The sequence below is a fragment of the Nesterenkonia populi genome (genome assembly GCF_007994735.1).
Taxonomy (GTDB): domain Bacteria; phylum Actinomycetota; class Actinomycetes; order Actinomycetales; family Micrococcaceae; genus Nesterenkonia; species Nesterenkonia populi.
The window spans coordinates 2,378,561-2,400,722 of record NZ_VOIL01000001.1; the positions used below are offsets into that span (position 1 = coordinate 2,378,561).

A 22,162-nucleotide genomic window follows, 5' to 3' on the forward strand; every position below is an offset into this window, starting at 1 on the left:
ACTATTTCTTGGATGTAAACGAATATGGGGACGCTGGCGCCGCTCTTCGCCTCCTGAAAGGGATGCAGGCGCTTTGCGGTGGTTCTCGGAAAATTCCGTGAAACATTCGAATGGCAGGATCGTGACAGCGATACGACACCGGAAGGACACCTATGCACTTCACCCCCGCCGAGCAGGAGAAGCTGCTGCTCGCCACTGCGGCCATGGTGGCCCGGGACCGGCTGTCCCGCGGCGTGAGGCTGAACTACCCAGAGTCTGTGGCGCTGCTGTCCTCCTGGGTGATCGAGGGTGCCCGCGAGGGACGCACCGTCGCTGAGCTGATGGAGGCCGGCCGGGCCGTGCTCACCCGGGACCAGGTGATGGAGGGCGTGCCGGAGGCGCTGACCGACATCCAGGTCGAGGCGACCTTCCCGGACGGCCGCAAGCTCGTGACCCTCCACCACCCGATCGACTGAGACGAGACAAGAGGAAGGCAGACACTATGGCAGGCGCATCCTCCTCCGGACCGGGCGCGGTCCGGGTCAGGCCGGGCACCATCGAGCTCAACGCGGACCGGGCCGACGACGAACGCATCACCCTGGTCTTCACCAACACCGGGGACCGGCCCATCCAGATCGGCTCCCACCTGCATCTGCCCGCGGCCAACCCTGCCCTGGAGTTCGACCGCGAGGCCGCCGAAGGGTTCCGGCTGGACGTCCCCGCCGGGGCATCCCAGCGATTCGAGCCCGGCGCATCCCGGCAGCTCGACGCCGTGGCGATCAGGGGCCGCAAGCACATTGCCGGGCTGCAGATCACGAAGAACGAGGAGGCCGCCTGATGGTCAGCATCGACCGCGAAGCATACGCCGCCATGTACGGGCCCACCGCCGGGGATCAGATCCGGCTGGGCGACACCGACCTGTGGATCGAGGTGGAGGAGGACCGCACAGTCGGCGGCGAGGAGGCCGTGTTCGGCGGCGGCAAGTCAATCCGCGAGTCCATGGCCCAGGGCGGGGCGTCCCGGGCCGAGGGCGCCCTGGACACCGTCATCACCAACGCCATCATCCTCGACTGGTGGGGCGTGGTCCGGGCCGACATCGGCATCCGCGACGGCCGGATCGCCGGCATCGGCAAGTCCGGCAACCCGGACATCGCCGATGGCGTCGACCCGGAGCTGATCATCGGCCCCGGCACCGACGTCATCGCCGGCGACGGCAAGATCGTGACCGCCGGCGCCATCGACTCCCACGTGCACCTGCTCTCCCCCTCCCAGCTCCACGAGGCCCTGGCCACCGGGATCACCACCGTCGTCGGCGGCGGCACCGGCCCCTCCGAGGGCTCCAAGGCCACGACCGTCACGCCTGGTCCCTGGCACCTGGAGAAGATCCACCGGGCCCTGGACTCGATCCCCATCAACGTGCTGCTGCTGGGCAAGGGCAACACCGTCTCCACGGCCGGGCTCGCCGAGCAGGCGCTCGGCGGGGCGGCCGGCTACAAGGTCCACGAGGACTGGGGCTCCACCCCCGCCGCCGTGGATGCCGCGCTGACCGCCGCGGAGAGGTGGGGGCTGCAGGTCGCGCTGCACTCCGACTCCCTGAACGAGGCCGGCTACGTGGACTCCACGATCCGCGCCATCGACGGCCGCTCCATCCATGCCTTCCACATCGAGGGCGCAGGAGGCGGTCACGCCCCTGACATCCTGACCCTGGCCTCCCTGCCGCACATCATCCCCGGGTCCACCAACCCGACCCTGCCGCACACCACCAACACGGTGGCTGAGCATCTGGACATGCTGATGGTGTGCCACCATCTCTCCCCCAGCGTGCCGGAGGACCTCGCCTTCGCTGAGTCCCGAATCCGCGGCACCACCATCGCCGCCGAGGACATCCTGCATGACATGGGCGCACTGTCGATCACCTCCTCGGACGCCCAGGCGATGGGCCGCATCGGCGAGGTGATCACCCGCACCTGGCAGGTCGCCCACACGATGAAGAACCGGCTGGGCGCCCTGGGAGGCGGCCTGCCGGCAGACAACGAGCGAGCCCGCCGCTACGTGGCCAAGTACACGGTGAATCCGGCGATCGCCCACGGCATCCACTACGACGTCGGCTCCGTGGAGGTCGGCAAGCTCGCCGACCTGACGGTGTGGGACCCGCGGTTCTTCGGGATCCGGCCCGCCAGCGTGATCAAGGGCGGAGCGATCGCCTGGGCCTCCCTCGGCGACCCGAACGCCTCGATCCCCACCCCGCAGCCGATCCTGCAGCGGCCGGCCTTCGCCGATTTCAACGCCGGGGACCACTCGGTCAGCTATGTCTCACCCGCCGCGCTGGAGGACGGGCTGGAGGAGTCCCTGGGCCTGCGCCGCGCGGTGCGCGCCCTGGAGCCCACCCGTGAGATCGGCAAGACCGATATGAAGAACAACGATGCGCTGCCGACGATCGAGGTGAAGCCGGACACCTTCGAGATCTCGATCGACGGTGAGCAGGTGGAGCAGCAGCCCGCCGAGAAGCTGCCGCTGGCCCAGTTCTACTGCATGTTCTGATGCCCGCAGCTGCGTCCTCTCCCGCCGCGCAGACGGTGGGGCTCCTCCTTGCCGACTCGCGCCTGCCCTCCGGAGGGCACGTCTCATCCTCCGGGCTGGAACCGGCCCTGATGGGCGGGCTCTCCCGGAGTCAGGTGCTCGACTACATGCTGGTCCGGGCCCGAACCGCGGCGCTGACCGACGCGGCCTGCGCCGTCGTCGTGCGTCACGCGCTCATTCAGCAGACTGACCCTGCCGCCGCGCTGACCCGCGCGGAGCGGGCCTGGGCGGCCCGAACACCCAGCGGCGCGGCCCGGCAGATCGCCGCGGAGCTGGGGCGCGGGCTGCTGCGCCTGGCCAAGTCGCTGTGGCCCGACGGGCCCTCGTTCCGGCTGCTGGAAGCTTCGACGGGCCGGACTGCGCCCTCCCGCCCGGCGGTGATGGGCGCAGTCGCCGCCCACGCCGGGGTGGGGGCCGAGGAGCTGGTGCGGCTGGTGATCTACGACGACGCCGCCGCTGCGGCCGCTGCACTGCTGAAGCTTGACCCGGGCGATCCCGCCGAGGCGATGAGCCTGGTGCTGGATGCCTGCGCCTCCGTGGAGGCCCAGGTTCCAGGGGTCGCAGGGCTCACTGCCCCTGATGACATGCCCGCCTCGTCCGCTCCCCAGATGGAAGACTGGATCGAGCGTCACGCCAACACCACAAGGAGACTGTTCCGTGCCTGACACTTCTGCCGCCGCCCCTGCCCCCAAGGACCGGGCCCTTCGCCTGGGCATCGCCGGGCCGGTGGGAACCGGCAAGTCCTCGCTCATCGCCTCGGTCTGCCGCGCCCTGGGTGAGGAGCTGCGCCTGGGCGTGATCACCAATGACATCTACACCGACGAGGACGCCAGGTTCCTCCGCTCGGCCGGCGTCCTGGACCCGGAGCGGATCCGCCCGATCGAGACCGGCGCCTGCCCGCACACTGCGATCCGTGATGACGTGACGGCGAACCTGATGGCCGCCGAGGACATCGAGCGGGACTTCGCGCCCCTGGACGTGGTGCTGATCGAGTCCGGCGGAGACAATCTCACCGCCACCTTCTCCCCCGCGCTGGTGGATGCCCAGATCTTCGTGCTAGATGTGGCCGGCGGCGGCGACGTGGCCCGCAAGGGCGGTCCCGGGATCGGCCGGGCTGACCTGCTGGTGGTCAACAAGACGGACCTCGCCCCGTATGTGGGGGTGGATGTTGAGCAGATGGTCTCCGACGCGAAGGAGGCCCGTGAAGGACGCGCGGTGCTGGCGCTCTCCCGCCAGGATGAGGAGTCGGTGGCCGCGCTGCGCCGCTGGGTGCTGGCGGTGCTGGCCGCGCACCGCTCCGGGGAGCACATCCCCCAGGACCCGGGCCCGATGGCCCCGCATTTCCACGCGGACGAGGAGCACCCCGAGGGCGGGTATGTCCACAGCCACGCCTGACACCCGCATCCGTGTCCGCCGGGACGCCTCCCGTGCACGGGCCGAGCTGGTGGTGGGCAAGCTGGCGCCCCGCCTGATCTCTCGGGGGCCCGACCGGGTGCATGTGGGTGTCACCGCCGCGGAGATGATCCTGCTGGACGGCGACCAGGTGCACTTGGAGGTGGAGGTAGGCCCGGCGTGCACACTGCATATGGAGGACATCGGTGGGATGGTCGCCTACCCGCGCCGCCGCCCGGAGGAACCCGGCCCGCCCGCCGAGTGGCACGTGAGCCTGCGGCTGGCAGCGGGGGCCCGGCTCGTCTGGGAGGGGCTGCCGTTCGTCGTGGCCCAGTCAGCTGATGTGCTGCGCCGCACCGAGGTCCAGCTGGGCGAGGGCGCCCGTGCCCTGGTCCGCGAGACCCTGGTCTGGGGTCGCGCCCGGGAGACGGGCGGACGCCTGCGCAGCACCACACACGCCTACGACGAGGGCGGTGATCTCCTGTACGAGAATCTCGCCGCGGACGCGGCAGCCCCTGAGCCGGGAGTGCTTGGCGAGCACCGTGTGATGGACTCGCTGATCGCGCTCGGCTTCGAGCCGGAGACTCAGGCTGGCGATCTGGTCCTCGCCGCGCCGGGCGCAGTCGCCCGGCACCTCGGCGCCGAGACCCACACATCCCCCCTCTCCGCCCGTCTGGACGAGTGGCGGGAGCGCCTTACAGCATCACCAGGCTGAGGAGCCAGACGGTGGCGAACGCCGTCGCACCCTGGATCGCCGTGGCGGTGGTGAGGGTCTTGTAGGCGGTTCCCACCGGAATGCGGCTCAGCTGGGAGACCACCCAGAAGAACGAGTCGTTGGCGTGGGAGACCATCATCGAGCCCGAGCCGACGGCGAGCACCGCCAGCACTGCGCCTTCGGTGGAGTCCAGGCCCAGGGAGCTCAGCAGCGGCGCGATCAGCGCCGAGCCGGTGACGATGGCAACCGTCGAGGAGCCCTGCGCCGACTTCAGCGCCGCTGCGATCAGGAAGGGCACCAGCAGGCCCAGTCCCAGGTCAGCGATGTTCTCGGCGAGGAAGTCGGTCAGCGGAGAGGCGTTGAGCACCGCGCCGAAGGCAGCGCCGGCACCAGTGATCAGCAGGATCGGGGCGGCCACGCGGATCGCTTCAGTGATGTCCTCGTTGAACCGCTTGAGCCGGTCGCCGCCGGAGACCAGGAAGACCGCCGCGATCAGACCAAGGATCAGGGCGATCACGGGGGTGCCCAGGAAGACCAGAGCGTCGGTGAAGGCACCGGTCCCGAAGGGCTCGCCGGGCAGCTGGGCGATGGAGCCCAGGCAGATCAGCACCAGAGGAAGGCCGATCGGCAGGAAGGCGAGCGCCGGGTGGGGCAGCTTGCCGTAGGAGGCCCGCAGAGCCTCGTAGTCCTGGACCTCGATATCGTCCTCACGCTCAGCGGGCAGGGCAGCGAACTCTTTGTGGGACAGGCGGGAGGCGAACAGCAGGGCAGCCATCGCTGCGACCAGGGAGACCAGCAGGCCCAGCGGGATGATCAGGCCGAGCTCACTGGTGACATCCAGCTCCTCCGCAGCGGCCAGCGGACCAGGCGTCGGGGGAACAAGGTTGTGGGTGGCGAAGAGGCCGGTCATCAGCGCGGTGGAGGTGGCCAGCGCGGAGATCCCGGCCCGGGCGGTGATGGCCTTCCGCAGGGAGTTGAGAATCACGTAGCCGGAGTCGCAGAACACCGGGATGGAGACGATGTAGCCGATGAGCGTCATCGTCAGGTTGGGGAACCTCTGGCCGATCAGCTTGATGATCACGTCTGCCATAGCGATCGCTGCCCCGGAGCGCTCCAGGATGACGCCGATCATGGTGCCGAAGATGATCACCAGGCCGATATTGCCCAAGGTGTTCCCGAACGCCTGGGTCACAGTGGAGACGCTCTCCTCCAGGGGGATCCGGTAGAGGAAGGTCCCCAGCAGCGCCGCGCCCAGCAGGGCGAGGAACGGGCTGATCTTCCAGCGGGCGGTGACCAGCACGATGGCGGCCACCAGGGCAATCAGGATGAGCAGGTCAATCATGGCTCAGAACTCCTTTGTTCTGTCTTCTTGGTGGGCGGGGTCAGGGGCGGGCACTGAGGTAGACCCTCAGGACCTGCTCAGCGGTGTGGGCGATGCGGCCGGCGGCGGCGGAGCAGAGCTCCTCGATCGGCTCGGCGCCGTTGGCGATGGAGAAGGCTGCGGTGAGGCCGGTCCGCTGCAGCTCAGCCGCGGGGACATCGACCGTACCGGCGATGACGAACACGGGGGTGCCCTCCGGGGTGAGGCGGCGGACGGTGTCGACGACTTTGCCGTGCAGGGACTGGGAGTCCAGGCGGCCCTCCCCGGTGAGGACGACGTCGGCCTCCTCAAGAACCCGGTGGACGCCGAGAGTCTCTGCCACCAGCACTCCCCCCGGCACGATCTCGGCGCTGAAGAGACTGACCAGGGCCGCGGGGATGCCCCCGGCCGCGCCCATGCCCGGTTCGCTGCGCACATCCCGCCCTGCTTCGGCGGACAGGAGGTCGGCGAAGTTGGTGAGGGCGGCGTCGAGGACTTCCACGTCCTGCGGCGTGGCGCCCTTCTGCGGCCCGAAGACCGATGCCGCACCGTCCGGGCCCAGCAGCGGGTTGGTGACGTCGCACGCGATCCGCCACCGGACCTCTGAGGCGCGGGGGTCCAGATCCTGCGTGTCGATGCGGGCCAGGCTCTGCAGGGCGCCGCCGCCCTGGCCGATCTCCTGGCCGGCACTGTCCAGCAGACGTGCTCCGAGGGCCTGCAGGATTCCTGCGCCTCCGTCAGTGGTGGCAGAGCCGCCGATGCAGAGCAGGATCTCTTCGCACCCCGCATCGAGCGCGGCGCTGATGAGGGTGCCGACTCCGTAGGTGGTGGCCTGCTGCGGCTGCAGCGGCACGTCGCTGACGGTGGGGAGGCCGTTGGCCTCGGCGGCCTCGATCAGACCGATGAGCTTTCCGTCCACCATTGAGGCCGCGTAGCGGGCCTCGGCGGGACGGCCGAGGGCATCTGTGGCGGTCACCCGTCGCGGCTCAACGCCCCAGGCGCTGCAGATAGCGTCGAGGGTTCCCTCTCCTCCGTCGGCGAAGGGCAGGGCGCTGATCTCCGCGGACCGGGCGTGAGCCTCAGTCGCACGTTCGACGCCCTCAGCCATTGCCTGGGCGGCTTCGGCCGCCGTCGCGCTCCCCTTGAACGAATCAGGGATGAGTGCGACGCGCAGCGGTCGGGTCGACATCGTCGTCGGTGGCATGCGTCACAGACTAGATGAATAGGTGTGACCCGCGGCACGTCAGAATGTCCACAATATGGCGTCGAATAATCCTCTGAGTATGTGCATCAGGGATCAGTGGTGGGCGGAGCGGCCTCAGCGGTCATCACAGCCAGGCTGAGCAGGGTGGCTTCGTCGGCACGCTTGAGGTCGAGTCCGGTGAGGCTGCGGATGCGGCTGATCCGCTGGAGCAGCGTGTTGCGGTGGAGGTAGAGCCGCCGGGCTGCTTCGGCGAGCGAGCCGGTGCTGGCCACCAGGCGGACAGTCTCCTGCTGCGCCTCAGAGAGGCGCCCGCCGATGCCCGCGAACCGCAGCCGGGTGGGCTGGGGAAGATGCGCCACAGCGATGGCCAGCTCCGCGGGGACATGCTCCGCTTCGGCGGGGCCGCTGAGCAGCCGGACGGACCTGCCCAGGGCGGCCATGTCCTGAGCCCAGGAGCGCAGGGTCTCCAGCTCTGTCACGCCGGAGACCACCAAGCGGCGGGCATCCTCGCCCCCCAGCCGCTCATCGAGCGCTCCGCAGCCCGAGACGGCCCACAGCAGTCCGCGCCACACCACGGCGCGGGCGGGCTTGGGAGCACCGGGGGCGGTGCCGTCGTTGAGGGCCACCACCATCTGCTCCGCCCTCTCAGGGGGCTGGGCGGACCCGTCCTGCCGAGGCTCCGCGGCGGCCCAGACTCCCAGCGACCAGGGCCCTTTCCCGGTGCCTGCGGCGGCCAGGAGCTCGTGGACCTTGGCGAGCGACTGTCCGTCGGAGACCAAGGCGGCGACGATTTCCCGCGCACGGCTGCGTGCGGCGATGGAGGTGCGGTGCTCGCGCTCCTGCTCGATGAGGAGCTCCACGGTGAGCACTACGACCTGCGCCACCGGTTCGACCGTCTCGGGATCGCCGGTGATTCCGATGACGCCGGTGAGCTGGCCGTCGATGGTCAGCGGCAGGTTGATGCCGGGGCGGTCCGGAATGCCTTCCACGGAGTGCCGGACGATGACGGGGCGCCCGGTCTGGAGCACTTCGACGGCGGCACGGTGCTCCGCGCCGATACGCTCCGGGTCGGTGGAGGCGACGATGATCCCGGAGGAGTTCATCAGGTTGATGTTCTGCTCCGCCGCGGGGGCGAGCACGTCAACAATCCGTTGGCCGAGCCCTCCGCTGGCGGCGCTGGGGCTGACGGCGTCCCACCATGAGGTCTGCATGGGATCGATCATATGAGCCTCCGGCGAATCGGCCGGGGCTCGCAGAGGTCGGGCCGCCCTCCCGGCAGGAAGGACGGCCCGATCTCTGGGTGCCGGTGTCAGGCGACGCGGCTCTTGAGCTCTTCGAGCTCGGCGGTGATGGAGTCCGGGAGGGATTCGCCGAAGCGGTCGAACCATGCCTCGATATCCGGGATCTCTTCCTTCCACTCCTCCGGTCGCACCGTGATGGAGTCCTCGAGCTCCTCCTCGGTGATGTCCAGGCCCTCGACGTCGATGGAGCTCTTGGTGGGGGTGTAGCCGACCACGGTCTCCTGCGCCTCAGCGGTGCCTTCGATCCGCTCGATGATCCACTTGAGCACCCGAGTGTTCTCGGAGAATCCGGGCCAGGCGATCTTGCCGTCGCGGCCGCGTCGGAACCAGTTGACCAGGAAGATCTTGGGCAGCTTGTCCTCCTCGGCCTGGCTGGAGACCTCCACCCAGTGCTTGAGGTAGTCGCCGGCGTCGTAGCCGATGAACGGCAGCATCGCCATCGGGTCTCGCCGGAGGTTGCCGACTGCTCCTTCCTGGGCCGCGGTGGTCTCGGAGCTGAGCGTGGCGCCGAAGAAGATGCCGTGGTTCCAGTCGCGGGCCTCAGTGACCAGCGGAACGGTGGTCTTCCGGCGTCCGCCGAAGAGGATCGCGTCGAGCTTCACTCCCTCGGGCTGGAAGTACTCGTCGGCCAGCATGTCGGTCTGGTCGATCGGGGTGCAGAACCGGGCGTTGGGGTGCGCCGCGGGGCGGTCGGCATCGGGGGTCCAGTCGTTGCCTCTCCAATCGGTGAGGTGGGCCGGCGGCTCTTCGGTCATCCCCTCCCACCACACGCCGCCGTCGTCGGTCAGCGCACAGTTGGTGAAGATGGTGTTGCCCTTGGCGATGGCTCGCATGGCGTTGGCGTTGGTGTGCCAGCCGGTGCCCGGCGCGACCCCGAAGTAGCCGGCCTCGGGGTTGATGGCGCGGAACTCGCCGTCCTTGCCGGGGCGGATCCAGGTGATGTCGTCACCGAGGGTCTCGGCCTTCCAGCCCTCCAGTGAGGGGTCGATGAGCGCCAGGTTGGTCTTGCCGCAGGCCGAGGGGAAGGCGGCTGAGAGGTGGTAGCTCTTTCCCTGCGGGCTGGTCAGCTTCAGGATGACCATATGCTCGGCGAGCCAGCCCTCGTCCCGGGCCATGGCGGAGGCTATGCGCAGTGCGTAGCACTTCTTGCCCAGCAGGGCGTTGCCGCCGTAGCCGGAGCCGTAGGACCAGATCTCCCGGGTCTCCGGGAAGTGGACGATGTACTTCTCCTCATTGCAGGGCCAGGGCACATCCTCCTGACCGGGCTCCAGCGGCGCGCCCACAGAGTGGACGGCGGGGACGAAGAACGCGTCCAGCTCCTCCATCCTTCGCAGCACGTCGGTGCCGATGCGGGCCATGATCCGCATGCTGGCCACTACGTAGGCGGAGTCGGTGACTTCCACGCCGAACTTGGGGGCCTCGGAATCCAGGTGCCCCATGACGAAGGGGATCACGTACATGGTGCGGCCCTTCATAGCACCCTCGAAGACTCCGCTGAGCGTCTCGCGCATCTCGGAGGGGTCCACCCAGTTGTTCGTGAAGCCGGCGTCGCGCTCCTCCTCGGAGCAGATGAAGGTGCGGGACTCCACGCGGGCGACGTCGGCCGGGTCGGAGAATGCGGCGAAGGAGTTGGGGAAGTCAGAGCTGGTCAGGCGGGTCAGCGTGCCCGCCTCGACCAGCTGGTCAGTGAGCTTCTGGTGCTCCTGCTCGGAGCCGTCCACCCACCAGACCGAGTCAGGTGTGGTGAGATCAGCGATCTGCTGCACGAAATTGAGCAGACCTTTGTGAGTCGTGGGGGCGTCCTTTGCGATATCCCCTGAGTGTGCCGAACCGGGCGCCGTTGCAACGGTGGTCACTGTTTTCCCTCCATTGGGTACAGGTTGCTGTGTTCAATTGGGGCGACTGCCTGCACCCAGGGCTGTGCGGCACACGGGCCCGGATGATCCGGCGCACGAACGTCTTTGTCCGTGTTGGCCCGCCGACCGCCCAGAAGTCCTGAGCATGAACAGCTTGCTCCAACTGTAGCCTCCGCATGTGACAAGCGCATGACGAGGGCTATTATTGTGCTCATCCTCACACTGAACAACGTCGATTTGTGAGGGGACCTGAAGCCCGGTATATTCTTCTAGGTCCACAGGGCAGTATGATGTACAGTCCAAGGACATGCGCCTATAGCTCAGCTGGATAGAGCGTCGGTCTACGGAACCGAAGGTCTGGGGTTCGAATCCCTATGGGCGCACCAATTTGCTAGAGCAACGAAACCCCTGGTCAGACAGGCAAGAAGCCTCGAAGACCAGGGGTTTCGTGCATCTTTCCTAAGGGGCCGCAGTACCCTCGGGGACGAACCGCTCCCGCGCCCCTCCGCTCTGGGATCAGGCTCCCAAGGCTGTCACCGAGTGCTTCCAGGTCGCCATCGAACAGGTGTGAATAGATGTCCAGGCCCACCGAAGCACTCTTATGCCCCATTACGTTCTGCAGCGCCTTGATGTTCGCGCCGGACTGCACCGCCAATGATGCGAAGGCGTGTCGCATATCGTGCACGACCCGCGGGTTGCAGCGAAGACACGGTTGCGCCAGTTATCTCCCCGGAGCGTGCCGCTCTTAGACCCGGTGAAGATGTCTTGCTTCAGCCCAAAGCCCTTCACGATGGGTAGAAGTCCACCGCGCTCGCAGTCGTCCCGAGGGCTCCCCCGGTCCGCAGCCTTGTCCGGAACGGGACAGGGCGGAATATTAGGTTGGCAAATTTCCACTACGGCACACTTGCGGAAATTTCGAGGGAAGAATCTCCCCCTACGGTGATAAAGTGAAATTGTGCAAACCGGACTGTTCACAAACAGCGCTATGGGCTCTCTAGTCGACATCTCTGGGCACGATCCTGACTTAGGAGCGTGGCATCACAAGGCCTTCGTGCCGGCACCGCTTCCGACCGAGTCTCCAGAACTGAAACCGCAGACTTACTTAACCATAGCGAACGCGCGCGCCGCGCTCGCAGCCCTAGATAGCACGGCTCGTCTGCTTCCTAATCCACGCTTACTGCGCATGCCGACTCTACGTCGTGAGGCTCAGAGTACGTCAGCCCTGGAGGGTACATACGCGCCTCTTGCTGAAGTGCTGACAGCTGACGAAGAAGACACTCTCACACCAGAACTCATCGAAATTTTCAACTACGTGGCCATGGCCAACATGGGGTTCGGATGGATCGATAAGGGAATGCCGGTGACTCTGACCCTCTTAGAGGATCTCCAAGGGGTGCTAATGCGCGCTACACCTCTTGAGTCGCAGTCAGGCCGACTGCGAGATAGACCCGTGGTCATTGGACGTCGAGACGATGTGGAGCCGGAAGAGCTCCCTGTGTTCGCGTCACGTTTTGTCCCAGCGCCGCCCGGCGATCACCTGAGAACAGGTGTAGGGGATCTCGTGGATTGGATACGCATCGACCATTCCAGCACTATTGATCCAGTCGTTTCGGCCGCCATGGCGCATTACCAATTCGAATCCCTCCATCCGTTCCGGGATGGCAATGGACGACTTGGTCGGTTTCTCATAGTTTTGCACCTACTGTAGGCCGGAGTGCTGGAAGAGCCGACCCTGACAGTCTCGCCGTGGTTTGAGGCAAGGCGGAGGAACTATTACGACGCATTGTTCAATGTGAGTTCCACCGGGGCATGGGACTCTTACGTATCTTTCTTTGCAAAAGGCATCCGGGAGGCTGCGGATTCAACTAAGCGGCAGATGCTTGCTCTAGTGGCGGTCCAAGAGAGCCTCAAAGAGAAAATCAGAGACTCAGCATTAAGGTCTGGTACGGCTCATGCCCTAGTAGATCTCGCTGTAGGAAGCGCCTCTTTTACCGTTCCTCAAGCCCAGCGACATCTAGGGGTCTCCTACAATCGCGCAAACAGACTTGTCAGCGAACTAGTTGATCTTGGCATATTGAGCGAGAGAGGACAAAAGACTTACAAGAGGCGCTTCTACGCTCCTGAGGTTCTAGACGTTTTTGTTTCGCGCTCAGAGCAGTAGACGAACCAGAAACGCCCCGCCCCCACCAGTGAACACCTTGTGCGATTACGCGACGCGGGTGGCTGCCCCTATGTCCTCCGGAACAGGTGCTTCGACCTGCGGAACCGAAAGTCTGGGGTTCGAATCCCTATGGGCACACCCATATACGACAAATGGGCGCTGCTCTCTCAGATCAGGGCCCATTTGTCGTTGCCGCACTTCTCACCCCGCTTAGAAAGCAGGGCGGCGGAACTCTTGGAGGTCAGCGTTGCGGTGGTCCAGCTCCGCCCAGGGGCCGTCGAAGGTGAAGATCGCCAGGCCGCCCGGCGGCCAGTGCTCCGCCATGCTGAGCACAGCCCGCTCCTCCGAGGCCATGCTCGCCAGCTCCATGCTGAGCTCCTGGACACCCGGCATGTGTGCGATCAGCAGCAGGGTCTCGGCGGTCTCCGGGGTCTCGTTGACCACCGAGCCGAGTGTGCGGGAGTCGCCCAGGTACAGGCGGGAGTCCAGGTACGGCGTCGTCCCCCTCTCCCCCATCACTGAGCCGATCCAGATCGCCGTCTGCCGGGTCCGCATCGCGTCGGAGACCAGGGTGACCTCGGGCCAGTGCTTTTCCTCCAGGAGCAGCTGCCCCACCCCGCGCGCCTGCTCCTGGCCGTGCGCGGTCAGATTCCGGGAGCGGTCCTCCCCCGTGAAGCTCATACCCGCCTCAGCGTGCCGAAGGACCAGGAGCTTCTTCATAGACGACGATTCTGGGGGCTGTGCGGGACCAGCTGCAAGCAAGACGCGGAAGAGGGCCATGGAGGACCCCCGGCGCAGCGGCGCCTCGGATCGCCCGAACAGGCCTCAGATGGAGTATTCAGGGGCGGCCCAGACGGTCACTTCGGGGTGCTCGTAGAACCGGTACCCCTGCCCGCGGACGGTGCGGACCGTATTGGCCAGGCGGCCGAGCTTGGAGCGCAGGCGACGGATGTGAACATCGATGGTGCGCTCATTGGGCATCTGCTCGTCGTCCATGCTGCGCCAGAGCGTCTTCAGCAGCTCCTCGCGGCCGACCGTGCGAGTCGAGTTGTCCACCAGGTAGTTCAGCAGCTCAAACTCTTTGTAGGTGAGGTTCAGCCCCTCCCCGTCGAGCCGCACCTCGCGGCGGGCCAAGTCGATGAGCACACCGTTGCTGGTGGTCGGCTGCGGCGCAGGGGACTGCGGGGCGGTGGGGGCCTCAGCCGGACGGTTGGCGACGGTCGGGTCCCCCAGCGCCTGCCGAACCACCTCCAGGTCAGTGCCCTCGGCGGCAGCAGAGGCCATCGCCATCGCAATGTGCACCTGGGACTCAGGGGCGATGTGCTCCACGTAGTCGCGCAGCTCTGTGGCGATCTTGTGCAGGGAGGTGCCCTCAGCCGCGGCGGTGTCCTCATCCAGGCCCACGTAGATGACGAACCCACGAGCGACGACGTCCGGATTCACCGCAGGCGTGCCCTGCCCGTTGCCGGCCACGACCGGCACGGGGGCCGTGCGGGGCTGGTAAGCACCGTTCCTTCCGTTGCCGCCGGCGCCGCTGCGCATCCGCCGAGCTGCCTCAGCGCGCCGAGCCGCGTTCCGCACAGACACATGAACATAACCTGGGCTTTGGCTCGAACTCGGCGATGCGGGCATGGAATCTCAGGCTTTCTGGCGGTGGCGACCGGCGATGTGCGATCCCAGCATCCCCGTAATATTTACGGAATGCAAGTAACATAACTCCGAAGATTCCAAATAATGAGACCCCCATGGGGCGCGGCCGGCAGGATGCCGCTCCTCAGCGGCTACTCAGCGAGCCCGTACAGCCTATCTCCAGCATCCCCCAAGCCTGGGACGATATAGGCCTTCTCGTTGAGCTTCTCGTCGATCGCGGCGGTGTACAGCTCCACATCCAGGTCCCCAGCTTCCTGCTGAAGCCGCTCAATGCCCTCAGGCGCAGCCAGCAGGCAGATCGCAGTGATCTGGGCCGCGCCTGCCTCCTTCAGGTAGTGGAAGGCCGCGGCCAGGGTGCCGCCGGTCGCCAGCATCGGGTCCAGCACGAACACCTGGCGGCCCGTCAGGTCGTTCGGCAGCCGCTCCGCATAGGTCACGATGTCCAGGGTCTGCTCGTCCCGGGCCATCCCCAGGAAGCCGACCTCAGCGGTCGGGATCATCGCAGCCATGCCGTCCAGCATGCCCAGGCCTGCTCGAAGGATCGGCACCACCAGGGGCTTCGCGCCGGCCAGGCGCGTCCCCGTCATCGAAGTCACCGGGGTCTCGATCTCCACTCCCTCAGTCGGCAGGGATTCGCTGGCCTCATAGGCCAGCAGCATCACCAGCTCCTTGGTGAGGTCGCGGAACTGGTGGGATGGGGTCTCCGTCCGGCGGAGCTGGGTGAGCTTATGAGCGATGAGCGGATGCTCCACAACATGGACCTGCATGGAGCTAAAACTATCAGCGGTCAGCGGCAGCCCCACTAGGCTTGCCGCATGCTCCTGCGTGATCCCGCCGTGCAGCACCAGCTGATGGACCGCTGCCTGGACCTGGCCCGGCGCGCCCCTGCCGCTGGGGACGTTCCCGTGGGCGCCGTCGTCGTCGGGCCCGACGGCCAGGTGCTGGGCGAGGGGCACAACACCCGGGAGCGCGACGCCGACCCGGCCGGCCACGCCGAGATGAACGCGCTGCGCGCCGCGGCCAGGACCACAGGCAGCTGGCGGTTGGACGGCTGCGGGCTGGTAGTGACCCTGGAGCCCTGCCCCATGTGCGCCGGGGCGATCACCCAGGCCCGCATCAGCACCGTGGTGTTCGGCGCCTGGGACGAGAAGGCGGGGGCGGCCGGCAGCGTGTTCGACGTGCTGCGGGAGCCTCGGCTGAACCACTGGGTGGAGACCATCCCCGGGGTCCGCCCGGAAGCCTGCGCCGGGCTGCTGCGTGACTTCTTCGAAACCTTCCGCAGCTAGGCTCCTCTGCCATGGCATCCACCATTTTCCCCGCCCCCAGCGCCGAGCGCCTGGAGCACGCCCAGTCGCTCTTCGGCGTCATTCCTGACTTTCCCGAGCCGGGCGTCAGCTTCCAGGACATCACTCCCGTGCTCGCCGACCCGGCCGGGCTGCGCACCGTCGCCGAAGCGCTCCTTGCCCCCTTCGCCGGTCAGTTCACCCAGCTCGCCGGCATCGAAGCTCGCGGATTCCTGCTCGCCGGAGTGATGGCGGGCATCTGCGCCGAGCGGGGCCACCCCGCAGGGGTGCTGACCATCCGCAAGGAGGGCAAGCTGCCCGCCCCCGCCGCGAAGGTCGAGTACTCCCTCGAGTACGGCACCGCCGCCATCGAGGCACCCGATGTGCTGACGAGTGAGGACCGGGTGCTCATCGTCGACGACGTGCTCGCCACCGGCGGCACCATCGCCGCGTGCAGGCAGCTGGTCAGCGACCTCGGAGCGCAGTCGGTCGGCGCCGGCGTCGTCATGCAGGTGGATGCGCTCAACGGACCGCAGACCGCCGGTGAGGTCCACACCCTCTTCCACTGCTGAGCTGCGCTTCGGCTGCATGCCCGCCGAGGCCCTGCGTTGAGGCGCAGCCGCCTCAACGCCTATAGTGGACAGGCACTGCCCGCAGGCAGTCACCAGGTGCGGTGTCCGAGCGGCCGAAGGTGCGACACTCGAAATGTCGTGTAGGCAACCCCTACCGTGGGTTCAAATCCCACCCGCACCGCTCTCCCGTCCTGCGGCCCCGAAACCCTCCTGAGGATCGGGGCCGCAGATGCATCCCCTGACGGAGGAGAGGAGCACATGAGCATCACCGCAGTGGCGATCGGAAAGAAGCACGAGGACTGGGTGCTGCCCGGCATCCAGCGCTACTCCCAGCGAACGCGCAGGCACTACGACGTCGGGTGGAAGCTCCTCCCCCACTCCCAGCGCGAAGGCGACGCCGCCCGGCAGGAGGAGTCCGAGCGGATCCTCAAGACCCTCAAGCCGCAGGATCATGTGATCCTCCTCGATGAGCGCGGCACCAGCCTCACCTCCCCTCAGCTCGCCTCCGCCCTGCAGAAGCAGTTCGACACCGGCAAGAGCGTGGTGATCATCATCGGCGGGGCCTACGGGGTCAGCGATGAGCTTCACCAGCGCGCCGACCTCACCTGGTCGCTGTCCAGACTCGTGTTCCCCCACCAGCTCGTCCGTCTCATCCTCATCGAACAGGTGTACCGGGCCCAGGAGATCTCCGCCGGAAGGCCCTACCACCATGAGTGAGACAGCCGACGCCGGCAGCAGGCCCGTGGTCGGCATCCTCGGTGCGGGCCGGGCCGGCACCGCTATCGCCCGGACCCTCCTCGCCGCAGGAATCGACGTGGACATCTGCTCCACCCGGCCGCCCAAAGCCCTGCAGCACCACCTGAAGATCTACGCGCCCGGCGCGAACCCCGTCCGGCCGGAGATGATCGCCGAACGCACCCGTGTCAGCGGGCCCGGCGTCGTCGTGCTCGCCGTGCCGCACGAGGACCTGGACGAGGTCGACCCGGAGACCACGGCCGGCACCGTGCTGATCGACGCGACCAACACCTGGCACGACGAGCTGCTGCCCGGGTGGCTGCAGGCCGCCATCGACGAGCAGCTGCCCACCAGCCAGGCGATCGCAGGGCATTTCCGGCGCAGCACCGTGGTCAAGGCGCTCAACCACATCTCCCACCACGAGCTTCAGGACGCCGCGCAGCCGGACCTGCCGACGGCCCAACGGCGAGCGCTCGCCCTTGCGGCCGACGACGACCAGGCCCGCGCCCGAGCCATGGGGCTGCTGGTGCGGATGGGGTTCGATCCGGTCTCCATCGGCTCCCTCGCCGTCAGCGGCCTGATGGACCCGGACGGCCCGCTGTTCAACCGGCCCCTGCGCCGCGAGGACATCCTCCGGCACCTGGCATAGGGGTTGTCCGAGCGTGCTCATAAGGTGGAGCCCATGACAGCGCTGGAGCAGTTCTCGGAGGCGACGCAGACCTGGTTCGGCGCGTCCTTCGGGTCTGCGACCGCCGCGCAGGAGGGGGCCTGGGGCTCCGTCGCTGCGGGCCGGAACGCGCTGGTGATCGCCCCTACCGGGTCCGGCAAGACCCTCTCGGCGTTCCTCTGGAGCATCGACCGGCTGATGCGGGAGCAGAGCACCGCATCGGGACAGACTCGCGTGCTCTACATCTCTCCGCTCAAGGCGCTCGGCGTGGATATCGAGCGGAATCTGCGCTCCCCGCTGGTGGGAATCCGGCACACCGCCGAACGGCTGGGTGAGCCGGCCCGGGAGATCAGCGTGGGGGTGCGCACCGGGGACACCACTTCCAAGCAGCGGCGGGATCTGCTGCGGCGCCCCCCGGAGATCCTGATCACCACCCCGGAGTCGCTGTATCTGATGCTGACCTCCCGCGCCCGGGAGACCCTCGCCGGGGTGGAGACCATCATTGTGGACGAGATCCACGCTCTGGCCGGCACTAAGCGCGGCGCGCATCTGGCGGTGTCGCTGGAGCGGCTGGATGAGCTGCGGCGGCAGCAGGAGGACGGACCTGCCGCGCCCGCTCAGCGGATCGGGCTGTCCGCCACGGTGGAGCCCAAGGCGGAGGTGGCCCGGTTCCTGGGCGGTGCCCAGCCCGTGGACGTGGTTGCCCCGCCCGCGGAGAAGCGGTGGGACATCACTGTCTCCGTGCCGGTCTCGGATATGTCATCCCCGGAGGCTGCCTCGGGCGGCGGGGAGGACGGCGGGCAGCCGCTGCAGCCGTCCATCTGGCCGCACGTGGAGCACCGGGTGGTGGAGCTGATCAGCCAGAACCGCTCCACCATCGTGTTCGTCAATTCCCGGCGCCTGGCGGAGAAGCTCACCGGCCGGATCAACGAGATCTGGGCCGAGAAGCAGCCCGACCCCGCTGACGGCGGGGAGCCCCCGCCGCTGGCGAAGGCGCACCACGGCTCGGTGTCCAAAGACCAGCGCTCCCTCATCGAGGAAGACCTCAAGTCAGGCCGGCTGCGCTGCGTAGTGGCCACCAGCTCCCTGGAGCTGGGGATCGACATGGGCACGGTGGACCTGGTCATTCAGGTGGAGGCCCCGCATGCGGTCTCCGCAGGCCTGCAGCGGCTCGGGCGGGCCGGCCACCAGGTCGGCGAGGTCTCGGTCGGATGGTTCTTCCCCAAGCACCGGGGCGACCTGGTGAGCACCGCCGTCGTCGTGGACCGGATGCTCTCCGGACGCATCGAGGCGCTGAGAGTCCCCCGCAGCCCGCTGGACATCCTCGCCCAGCAGACGGTGGCCGCCGCGGCGATGGACACCCTGGATGTGGAGGCCTGGTACCAGCTGCTGCGCCGCAGCGCGCCCTTCGCCGCCCTGCCGCGGTCGGCCTATGAGGCCACCCTGGATCTGCTGGCCGGCCGCTACCCCTCCGACCGCTTCGCGGAGCTGAGACCCCGGCTGGTGTGGGACCGCGACGCCGGCACCCTCGCCGGACGGCCCGGGGCCCAGCGGCTGGCCGTCACCTCGGGGGGCACCATCCCTGACCGCGGACTCTTCGGGGTCTACCTCGTGGGCCAGGAGGACTCGCGGACCGGGGGACGCCGAGTGGGCGAGCTCGACGAGGAGATGGTCTACGAGTCCCGGGTGGGGGACGTCTTCGCGCTGGGCGCCACGAGCTGGCGGATCGAGGAGATCACCTTCGACCGGGTGATGGTCTCCCCGGCCTTCGGGCAGCCGGCCAACCTGCCGTTCTGGCACGGCGACGGGATCGGCCGGCCCGCTGAGCTGGGCCAGGCGATGGGCGAGTTCATCCGGCAGGTCCGCTCCGGCGGGGAGAAGATCGCCCGCCGGCTGGATGCCCTGGGGCTGGATGCCTGGGCCCGGGAGAACCTCACCCGGTACCTGGAGGACCAGCAGGGCGCCGCCGGAGCAGTTCCCACCGACACCACGCTGGTCATCGAGCGGACCACCGACGAGCTCGGCGACTGGCGGATCATCCTCCACTCGCCCTACGGAATGCAGGTCCACGCCCCCTGGGCCCTGGCGGTGGGCGCCCGGCTCACCGAGCGGTACGGGCTGGACGGGGCCGCCTTCGCCGCCGACGACGGGCTCGTGCTCCGGGTGCCGATGATGGACGAGAGTCCGCCCGGTGCGGAGCTGTTCACCTTCGAGCCGGAGGAGCTGGATGAGCTCGTCACCTCCCAGGTGTCCAACTCCGCGCTCTTCGCCGCCCGATTCCGGGAGACCTCCTCGCGCGCGCTGCTGCTGCCCCGGCAGAACCCCACCCAGCGGACCCCGCTCTGGCAGCAGCGGCAGCGGGCCTCCCAGCTGCTGGAGGTGGCCGCCGGCTACTCCGACTTCCCGCTGATCGTCGAAACGATGCGGGAGGTGCTCCAGGACGTCTACGACCTTCCTGCCCTGGACAGCCTCACGCGCCGCCTGAACCAGAGGAAGGTTCGGCTCGTGGAGACCACCACCCAGTCGCCGTCGCCCTTCGCGCAGAGCCTCCTGTTCGGCTACATCGCCCAATACCTCTACGAAGGCGACTCCCCGCTGGCCGAACGCCGTGCCGCCGCCCTGAGCGTGGATCCCCGGCTGCTCAAAGAGCTGCTGGGCCGGGTCGAGCTGCGCGAATTCCTCGACGCCGCGATCATCGCCGAATCCCAGGACTACGCCCAGCGGCTCTCCCCCTCCCGCCGCCTGCGCGGAGACGCCGAAGGGGCGGCCGATCTCCTGCGCCTGCTGGGTCCGCTCAGTGCCGAACAGATGGCGGCCCGGCTGAAGCGCCCCGGCAGCGCAGCACCGGCCGAAGATGCCTCGCCGCACGAGGACGCTCCCGCTGCAGAGCAGCAGGCGCGCCGGTGGGCAGAGGAGCTCGTCTCCGCCCAGCGCGCCTTCCGGGTGCACTGGCACGGCGAGGAGCGGTTCGCCGCCGCAGAGGATGCCGCCCGCCTGCGCGACGGTCTCGGGCTCCCCCTGCCTCAGGGGATCCAGCAGGTCTTCCTGGACCCCGTCGAGGATCCCCTGGGTGACCTGGTCTCCCGCTACGGGCGCAGCCACGGGCCCTTCGCCGTGGAGGAGGCCGCGGGCGAGCTCGGCCTGCCCACGGCAGCCGTCCAGCAGACCCTCGACCGGCTCACCGAACAGGGGCGGATGGTCGAGGGCCTATTCACCCCGGACCGCAGCGTCGCAGCCGACCGCGAATACTGTGAGACAGAGATGCTGGGGCGCATCCGTCGTCGTTCCCTCGCCGCACTCCGCTCAGCCGTGGAGCCGGTGCCGACCGCCGCCTACGCGCAGCTCCTGGCCGAATGGCAGTCCGTGGCACCCGGCACCCAGACAGAAGGCACCTCCGGGCTGGCTGAGGTGCTCGCCCAGCTGGCCGGCTACCCCGCCCCGGCAAGCGCATGGGAGACCTTCATCCTGCCCGCCCGGGTGCGCGACTATGCGCCCAGCATGCTGGATGAGCTGCTGGGCGCCGGGGAGGTGCTGGCGACCGGTCGCGGGGAGCTCGCCGGACACGACGGCTGGGTCAGCTTCACCCCGGCCGATGACGCCGAAGCACTCGACCTGCGGCGTGAGGGCACCGGCCCCACCGAGCTGCAGCAGCAGGTGCTGGAGATGCTGGACCGCGGCGGCGCCTGGTTCCCCGAGGCCATCGCCGCCTCCCTGGAGACCTCAGCAGCTGCGGTGCAGGAGGCGCTGTGGGAGCTGTTCTGGACAGGGCAGGTGACCCCGGACGGCTTCGCCCCGGTGCGGGCCCGGCTGGCCGGCGGCAGCACGGCGCATAAGCGCAGGCCCGCCGCGCCCCGAACGCGGCACGCCTCCCGCCGAATGGCGCTGCGGCGCGCCGCGGAGGCCCAGCGGGACCGCGGCGGCAGCACCGGCCCGGGCACATCCGGCGGGCGTTGGTCGATCACTCCCCGCCCCGAGCAGCAGGATGCGGCGGGGGCCACAGCGGCCGCTCACGCCAGGGCAGAGATCCTGCTGGACCGCTACGGGGTGCTCACCCGCGGATCTGCGGCCTCGGAGGACGTCCCGGGCGGGTTCGCCGGCGTGTACAAGGTGCTCGCCGGCGCGGAAGAGGCGGGACAGGTCCGCCGCGGATACTTCGTCGAGCGCCTCGGCGCCGCCCAGTTCACCTCCTCCGCCACCGTCGACCGGCTCCGCGACATCGGAGAAGCACTCGAGGATCAGCGGATCAGCGACGTGGTCGCCCTGGCCGCCGCGGACCCCGCCAACCCCTACGGGGCAGCCCTCGACTGGCCCGCTCTGGAGGACGTGAAGGCCCGACCCGGACGGAAGGCGGGCGCCGTCGTCGTGCTGCACCGCGGGGACCTCGCCCTCTACATGGAACGCGGCGGCAAGACGGTGCTGCTCTACATCGAACCCGATCAGGCTGCCCCTGTCGCGGAGGCGCTCGTCGCCGCGCTGCGCCGCGCGTCCAGCTCCCGCCTCTCGGTGGAGAAGGTCAACGGGGAGCCGGTCCTCACCCACCCATTCGGACAGCTGCTGCGCGAGGCCGGCTTCGACAGCACCCCCAGAGGCCTGCGGCTGTGACGCCCTGCTGGCGGGGAGGCTCCGCGCAGCTCTCGGCCGGCCGCATGGGTGTCAGCCCTCACGCCTGAAGCCGCTGCGATCCGCGCTGACCTGGACGGAGACGGT

General features: G+C 68.4%; 21 protein-coding genes and 2 tRNA genes. 15 read left to right on the forward strand and 8 right to left on the reverse strand.

The window, feature by feature from the left end:
- The first annotated feature begins 152 nt into the window (after positions 1–152).
- Genes FWJ47_RS11125 through FWJ47_RS11150 form a run of 6 tightly spaced genes read left to right on the forward strand, consistent with a single transcriptional unit; the run spans position 153 to position 4,666 of the window.
- Positions 153–455 carry an urease subunit gamma gene (locus FWJ47_RS11125; RefSeq protein WP_147108227.1) on the forward strand — a complete coding sequence of 101 codons (303 nt, stop codon included), beginning with the start codon at positions 153–155 and terminating at the stop codon, positions 453–455.
- A gap of 26 nt (positions 456–481) precedes the next feature.
- Entirely contained in the window at positions 482–817 is a 336-nt protein-coding gene (gene ureB, locus FWJ47_RS11130) for an urease subunit beta (RefSeq protein WP_147108230.1), read from the forward strand.
- Positions 817–2,520, forward strand: coding sequence for an urease subunit alpha (locus FWJ47_RS11135; protein WP_147108233.1), 1,704 nt, complete (start codon positions 817–819; stop codon positions 2,518–2,520). The genes ureB and FWJ47_RS11135 overlap by 1 nt, the downstream gene beginning before the upstream one ends.
- Positions 2,520–3,224 carry an urease accessory protein UreF gene (locus tag FWJ47_RS11140; RefSeq protein ID WP_147108236.1) on the forward strand — a complete coding sequence of 235 codons (705 nt, stop codon included), beginning with the start codon at positions 2,520–2,522 and terminating at the stop codon, positions 3,222–3,224. The genes FWJ47_RS11135 and FWJ47_RS11140 overlap by 1 nt, the downstream gene beginning before the upstream one ends.
- A complete protein-coding gene (gene ureG / locus FWJ47_RS11145; RefSeq protein ID WP_246126281.1) occupies positions 3,217–3,954 on the forward strand; it encodes an urease accessory protein UreG in 738 nt (245 codons plus the stop codon). Before FWJ47_RS11140 ends, ureG begins: the two co-directional genes overlap by 8 nt.
- The gene (locus FWJ47_RS11150; RefSeq protein ID WP_147108242.1) at positions 3,935–4,666 is read left to right on the forward strand and encodes an urease accessory protein UreD; all 732 of its coding nucleotides are present in this window, start codon (positions 3,935–3,937) and stop codon (positions 4,664–4,666) included. Before ureG ends, FWJ47_RS11150 begins: the two co-directional genes overlap by 20 nt.
- Here FWJ47_RS11150 and FWJ47_RS11155 read toward each other — a convergent pair.
- The 4 genes from FWJ47_RS11155 to FWJ47_RS11170 all read right to left on the reverse strand — a co-directional run bounded on the left by FWJ47_RS11155 (position 4,647) and on the right by FWJ47_RS11170 (position 10,387).
- The gene (locus tag FWJ47_RS11155) at positions 4,647–6,008 is read right to left on the reverse strand and encodes a GntP family permease (RefSeq protein ID WP_147108245.1); all 1,362 of its coding nucleotides are present in this window, start codon (positions 6,006–6,008) and stop codon (positions 4,647–4,649) included. The two genes, FWJ47_RS11150 and FWJ47_RS11155, sit on opposite strands and share 20 nt — an antisense overlap.
- Positions 6,009–6,048: 40 nt before the next feature.
- The gene (locus tag FWJ47_RS11160) at positions 6,049–7,230 is read right to left on the reverse strand and encodes a glycerate kinase (RefSeq protein ID WP_147108248.1); all 1,182 of its coding nucleotides are present in this window, start codon (positions 7,228–7,230) and stop codon (positions 6,049–6,051) included.
- A gap of 86 nt (positions 7,231–7,316) precedes the next feature.
- Positions 7,317–8,441, reverse strand: coding sequence for a CdaR family transcriptional regulator (locus FWJ47_RS11165; RefSeq protein WP_170228566.1), 1,125 nt, complete (start codon positions 8,439–8,441; stop codon positions 7,317–7,319).
- Between the two features lie 98 nt (positions 8,442–8,539).
- Positions 8,540–10,387: a phosphoenolpyruvate carboxykinase (GTP) gene (locus FWJ47_RS11170; protein ID WP_246126282.1), complete on the reverse strand. Its 1,848-nt coding sequence runs from the start codon at positions 10,385–10,387 to the stop codon at positions 8,540–8,542.
- Between the two features lie 309 nt (positions 10,388–10,696).
- Between FWJ47_RS11170 and FWJ47_RS11175 the strand changes: the two genes are divergently transcribed.
- Positions 10,697–10,773 (forward strand) — tRNA-Arg (locus FWJ47_RS11175).
- A gap of 26 nt (positions 10,774–10,799) precedes the next feature.
- Here FWJ47_RS11175 and FWJ47_RS11180 read toward each other — a convergent pair.
- Positions 10,800–11,063 carry a site-specific integrase gene (locus tag FWJ47_RS11180; RefSeq protein ID WP_147108254.1) on the reverse strand — a complete coding sequence of 88 codons (264 nt, stop codon included), beginning with the start codon at positions 11,061–11,063 and terminating at the stop codon, positions 10,800–10,802.
- Between the two features lie 309 nt (positions 11,064–11,372).
- Here FWJ47_RS11180 and FWJ47_RS12460 point away from each other — a divergent pair, with 309 nt between their 5' ends.
- Both FWJ47_RS12460 and FWJ47_RS12165 read left to right on the forward strand, forming a co-directional pair.
- A complete protein-coding gene (locus FWJ47_RS12460; protein ID WP_425466010.1) occupies positions 11,373–12,095 on the forward strand; it encodes a Fic family protein in 723 nt (240 codons plus the stop codon).
- Positions 12,096–12,101: 6 nt separating this feature from the next.
- A complete protein-coding gene (locus FWJ47_RS12165; protein WP_211359004.1) occupies positions 12,102–12,548 on the forward strand; it encodes a Fic family protein in 447 nt (148 codons plus the stop codon).
- Between the two features lie 210 nt (positions 12,549–12,758).
- Here the strand turns inward: FWJ47_RS12165 and FWJ47_RS11190 are convergent, their stop codons facing one another.
- The 3 genes from FWJ47_RS11190 to upp form a co-directional block, all read right to left on the reverse strand.
- On the reverse strand, positions 12,759–13,268 hold the full coding sequence (locus tag FWJ47_RS11190) for a SixA phosphatase family protein (RefSeq protein WP_147108257.1): 510 nt from the start codon (positions 13,266–13,268) through the stop codon (positions 12,759–12,761).
- 105 nt (positions 13,269–13,373) lie between these two features.
- Positions 13,374–14,180, reverse strand: coding sequence for a winged helix-turn-helix domain-containing protein (locus FWJ47_RS11195; protein WP_147108260.1), 807 nt, complete (start codon positions 14,178–14,180; stop codon positions 13,374–13,376).
- Between the two features lie 149 nt (positions 14,181–14,329).
- Positions 14,330–14,965, reverse strand: a complete 636-nt coding sequence (upp, locus tag FWJ47_RS11200) for a uracil phosphoribosyltransferase (protein WP_147108263.1) — start codon at positions 14,963–14,965, stop codon at positions 14,330–14,332.
- Positions 14,966–15,013: 48 nt separating this feature from the next.
- Here upp and FWJ47_RS11205 point away from each other — a divergent pair, with 48 nt between their 5' ends.
- From FWJ47_RS11205 to FWJ47_RS11230, 6 genes are all read left to right on the forward strand, one after another.
- Positions 15,014–15,484 (forward strand): nucleoside deaminase, encoded by a 471-nt coding sequence (locus FWJ47_RS11205; protein ID WP_211359005.1) that lies wholly within the window; start codon positions 15,014–15,016, stop codon positions 15,482–15,484.
- Positions 15,485–15,495: 11 nt separating this feature from the next.
- Positions 15,496–16,053 (forward strand): adenine phosphoribosyltransferase, encoded by a 558-nt coding sequence (locus FWJ47_RS11210; RefSeq protein WP_147108266.1) that lies wholly within the window; start codon positions 15,496–15,498, stop codon positions 16,051–16,053.
- Between the two features lie 95 nt (positions 16,054–16,148).
- Positions 16,149–16,234: transfer RNA gene (locus FWJ47_RS11215), tRNA-Ser, on the forward strand.
- 77 nt (positions 16,235–16,311) lie between these two features.
- Positions 16,312–16,770, forward strand: a complete 459-nt coding sequence (locus FWJ47_RS11220) for a 23S rRNA (pseudouridine(1915)-N(3))-methyltransferase RlmH (RefSeq protein ID WP_147108270.1) — start codon at positions 16,312–16,314, stop codon at positions 16,768–16,770.
- Positions 16,763–17,437 carry an NADPH-dependent F420 reductase gene (locus tag FWJ47_RS11225; protein ID WP_147108273.1) on the forward strand — a complete coding sequence of 225 codons (675 nt, stop codon included), beginning with the start codon at positions 16,763–16,765 and terminating at the stop codon, positions 17,435–17,437. Before FWJ47_RS11220 ends, FWJ47_RS11225 begins: the two co-directional genes overlap by 8 nt.
- A gap of 33 nt (positions 17,438–17,470) precedes the next feature.
- Positions 17,471–22,057 (forward strand): ATP-dependent helicase, encoded by a 4,587-nt coding sequence (locus FWJ47_RS11230; RefSeq protein ID WP_147108276.1) that lies wholly within the window; start codon positions 17,471–17,473, stop codon positions 22,055–22,057.
- Positions 22,058–22,162: the final 105 nt, after the last annotated feature.

Excerpts from the sequence above, each read along its gene's own strand:
- FWJ47_RS11125 (WP_147108227.1), top strand. The coding sequence starts at position 153 with ATGCACTTCACCCCCGCCGAGCAGGAGAAGCTGCTGCTCGCCACTGCG.
- ureB (WP_147108230.1), top strand. The coding sequence starts at position 482 with ATGGCAGGCGCATCCTCCTCCGGACCGGGCGCGGTCCGGGTCAGGCCG.
- FWJ47_RS11135 (WP_147108233.1), top strand. The coding sequence starts at position 817 with ATGGTCAGCATCGACCGCGAAGCATACGCCGCCATGTACGGGCCCACC.
- FWJ47_RS11140 (WP_147108236.1), top strand. The coding sequence starts at position 2,520 with ATGCCCGCAGCTGCGTCCTCTCCCGCCGCGCAGACGGTGGGGCTCCTC.
- FWJ47_RS11150 (WP_147108242.1), top strand. The coding sequence starts at position 3,935 with ATGTCCACAGCCACGCCTGACACCCGCATCCGTGTCCGCCGGGACGCC.
- FWJ47_RS11155 (WP_147108245.1), bottom strand. The coding sequence starts at position 6,008 with ATGATTGACCTGCTCATCCTGATTGCCCTGGTGGCCGCCATCGTGCTG.
- FWJ47_RS11160 (WP_147108248.1), bottom strand. The coding sequence starts at position 7,230 with ATGCCACCGACGACGATGTCGACCCGACCGCTGCGCGTCGCACTCATC.
- FWJ47_RS11165 (WP_170228566.1), bottom strand. The coding sequence starts at position 8,441 with ATGCAGACCTCATGGTGGGACGCCGTCAGCCCCAGCGCCGCCAGCGGA.
- FWJ47_RS11180 (WP_147108254.1), bottom strand. The coding sequence starts at position 11,063 with ATGCGACACGCCTTCGCATCATTGGCGGTGCAGTCCGGCGCGAACATC.
- FWJ47_RS12460 (WP_425466010.1), top strand. The coding sequence starts at position 11,373 with ATGGGCTCTCTAGTCGACATCTCTGGGCACGATCCTGACTTAGGAGCG.
- FWJ47_RS11190 (WP_147108257.1), bottom strand. The coding sequence starts at position 13,268 with ATGAAGAAGCTCCTGGTCCTTCGGCACGCTGAGGCGGGTATGAGCTTC.
- FWJ47_RS11195 (WP_147108260.1), bottom strand. The coding sequence starts at position 14,180 with ATGCCCGCATCGCCGAGTTCGAGCCAAAGCCCAGGTTATGTTCATGTG.
- upp (WP_147108263.1), bottom strand. The coding sequence starts at position 14,965 with ATGCAGGTCCATGTTGTGGAGCATCCGCTCATCGCTCATAAGCTCACC.
- FWJ47_RS11205 (WP_211359005.1), top strand. The coding sequence starts at position 15,014 with ATGCTCCTGCGTGATCCCGCCGTGCAGCACCAGCTGATGGACCGCTGC.
- FWJ47_RS11210 (WP_147108266.1), top strand. The coding sequence starts at position 15,496 with ATGGCATCCACCATTTTCCCCGCCCCCAGCGCCGAGCGCCTGGAGCAC.
- FWJ47_RS11220 (WP_147108270.1), top strand. The coding sequence starts at position 16,312 with ATGAGCATCACCGCAGTGGCGATCGGAAAGAAGCACGAGGACTGGGTG.
- FWJ47_RS11225 (WP_147108273.1), top strand. The coding sequence starts at position 16,763 with ATGAGTGAGACAGCCGACGCCGGCAGCAGGCCCGTGGTCGGCATCCTC.
- FWJ47_RS11230 (WP_147108276.1), top strand. The coding sequence starts at position 17,471 with ATGACAGCGCTGGAGCAGTTCTCGGAGGCGACGCAGACCTGGTTCGGC.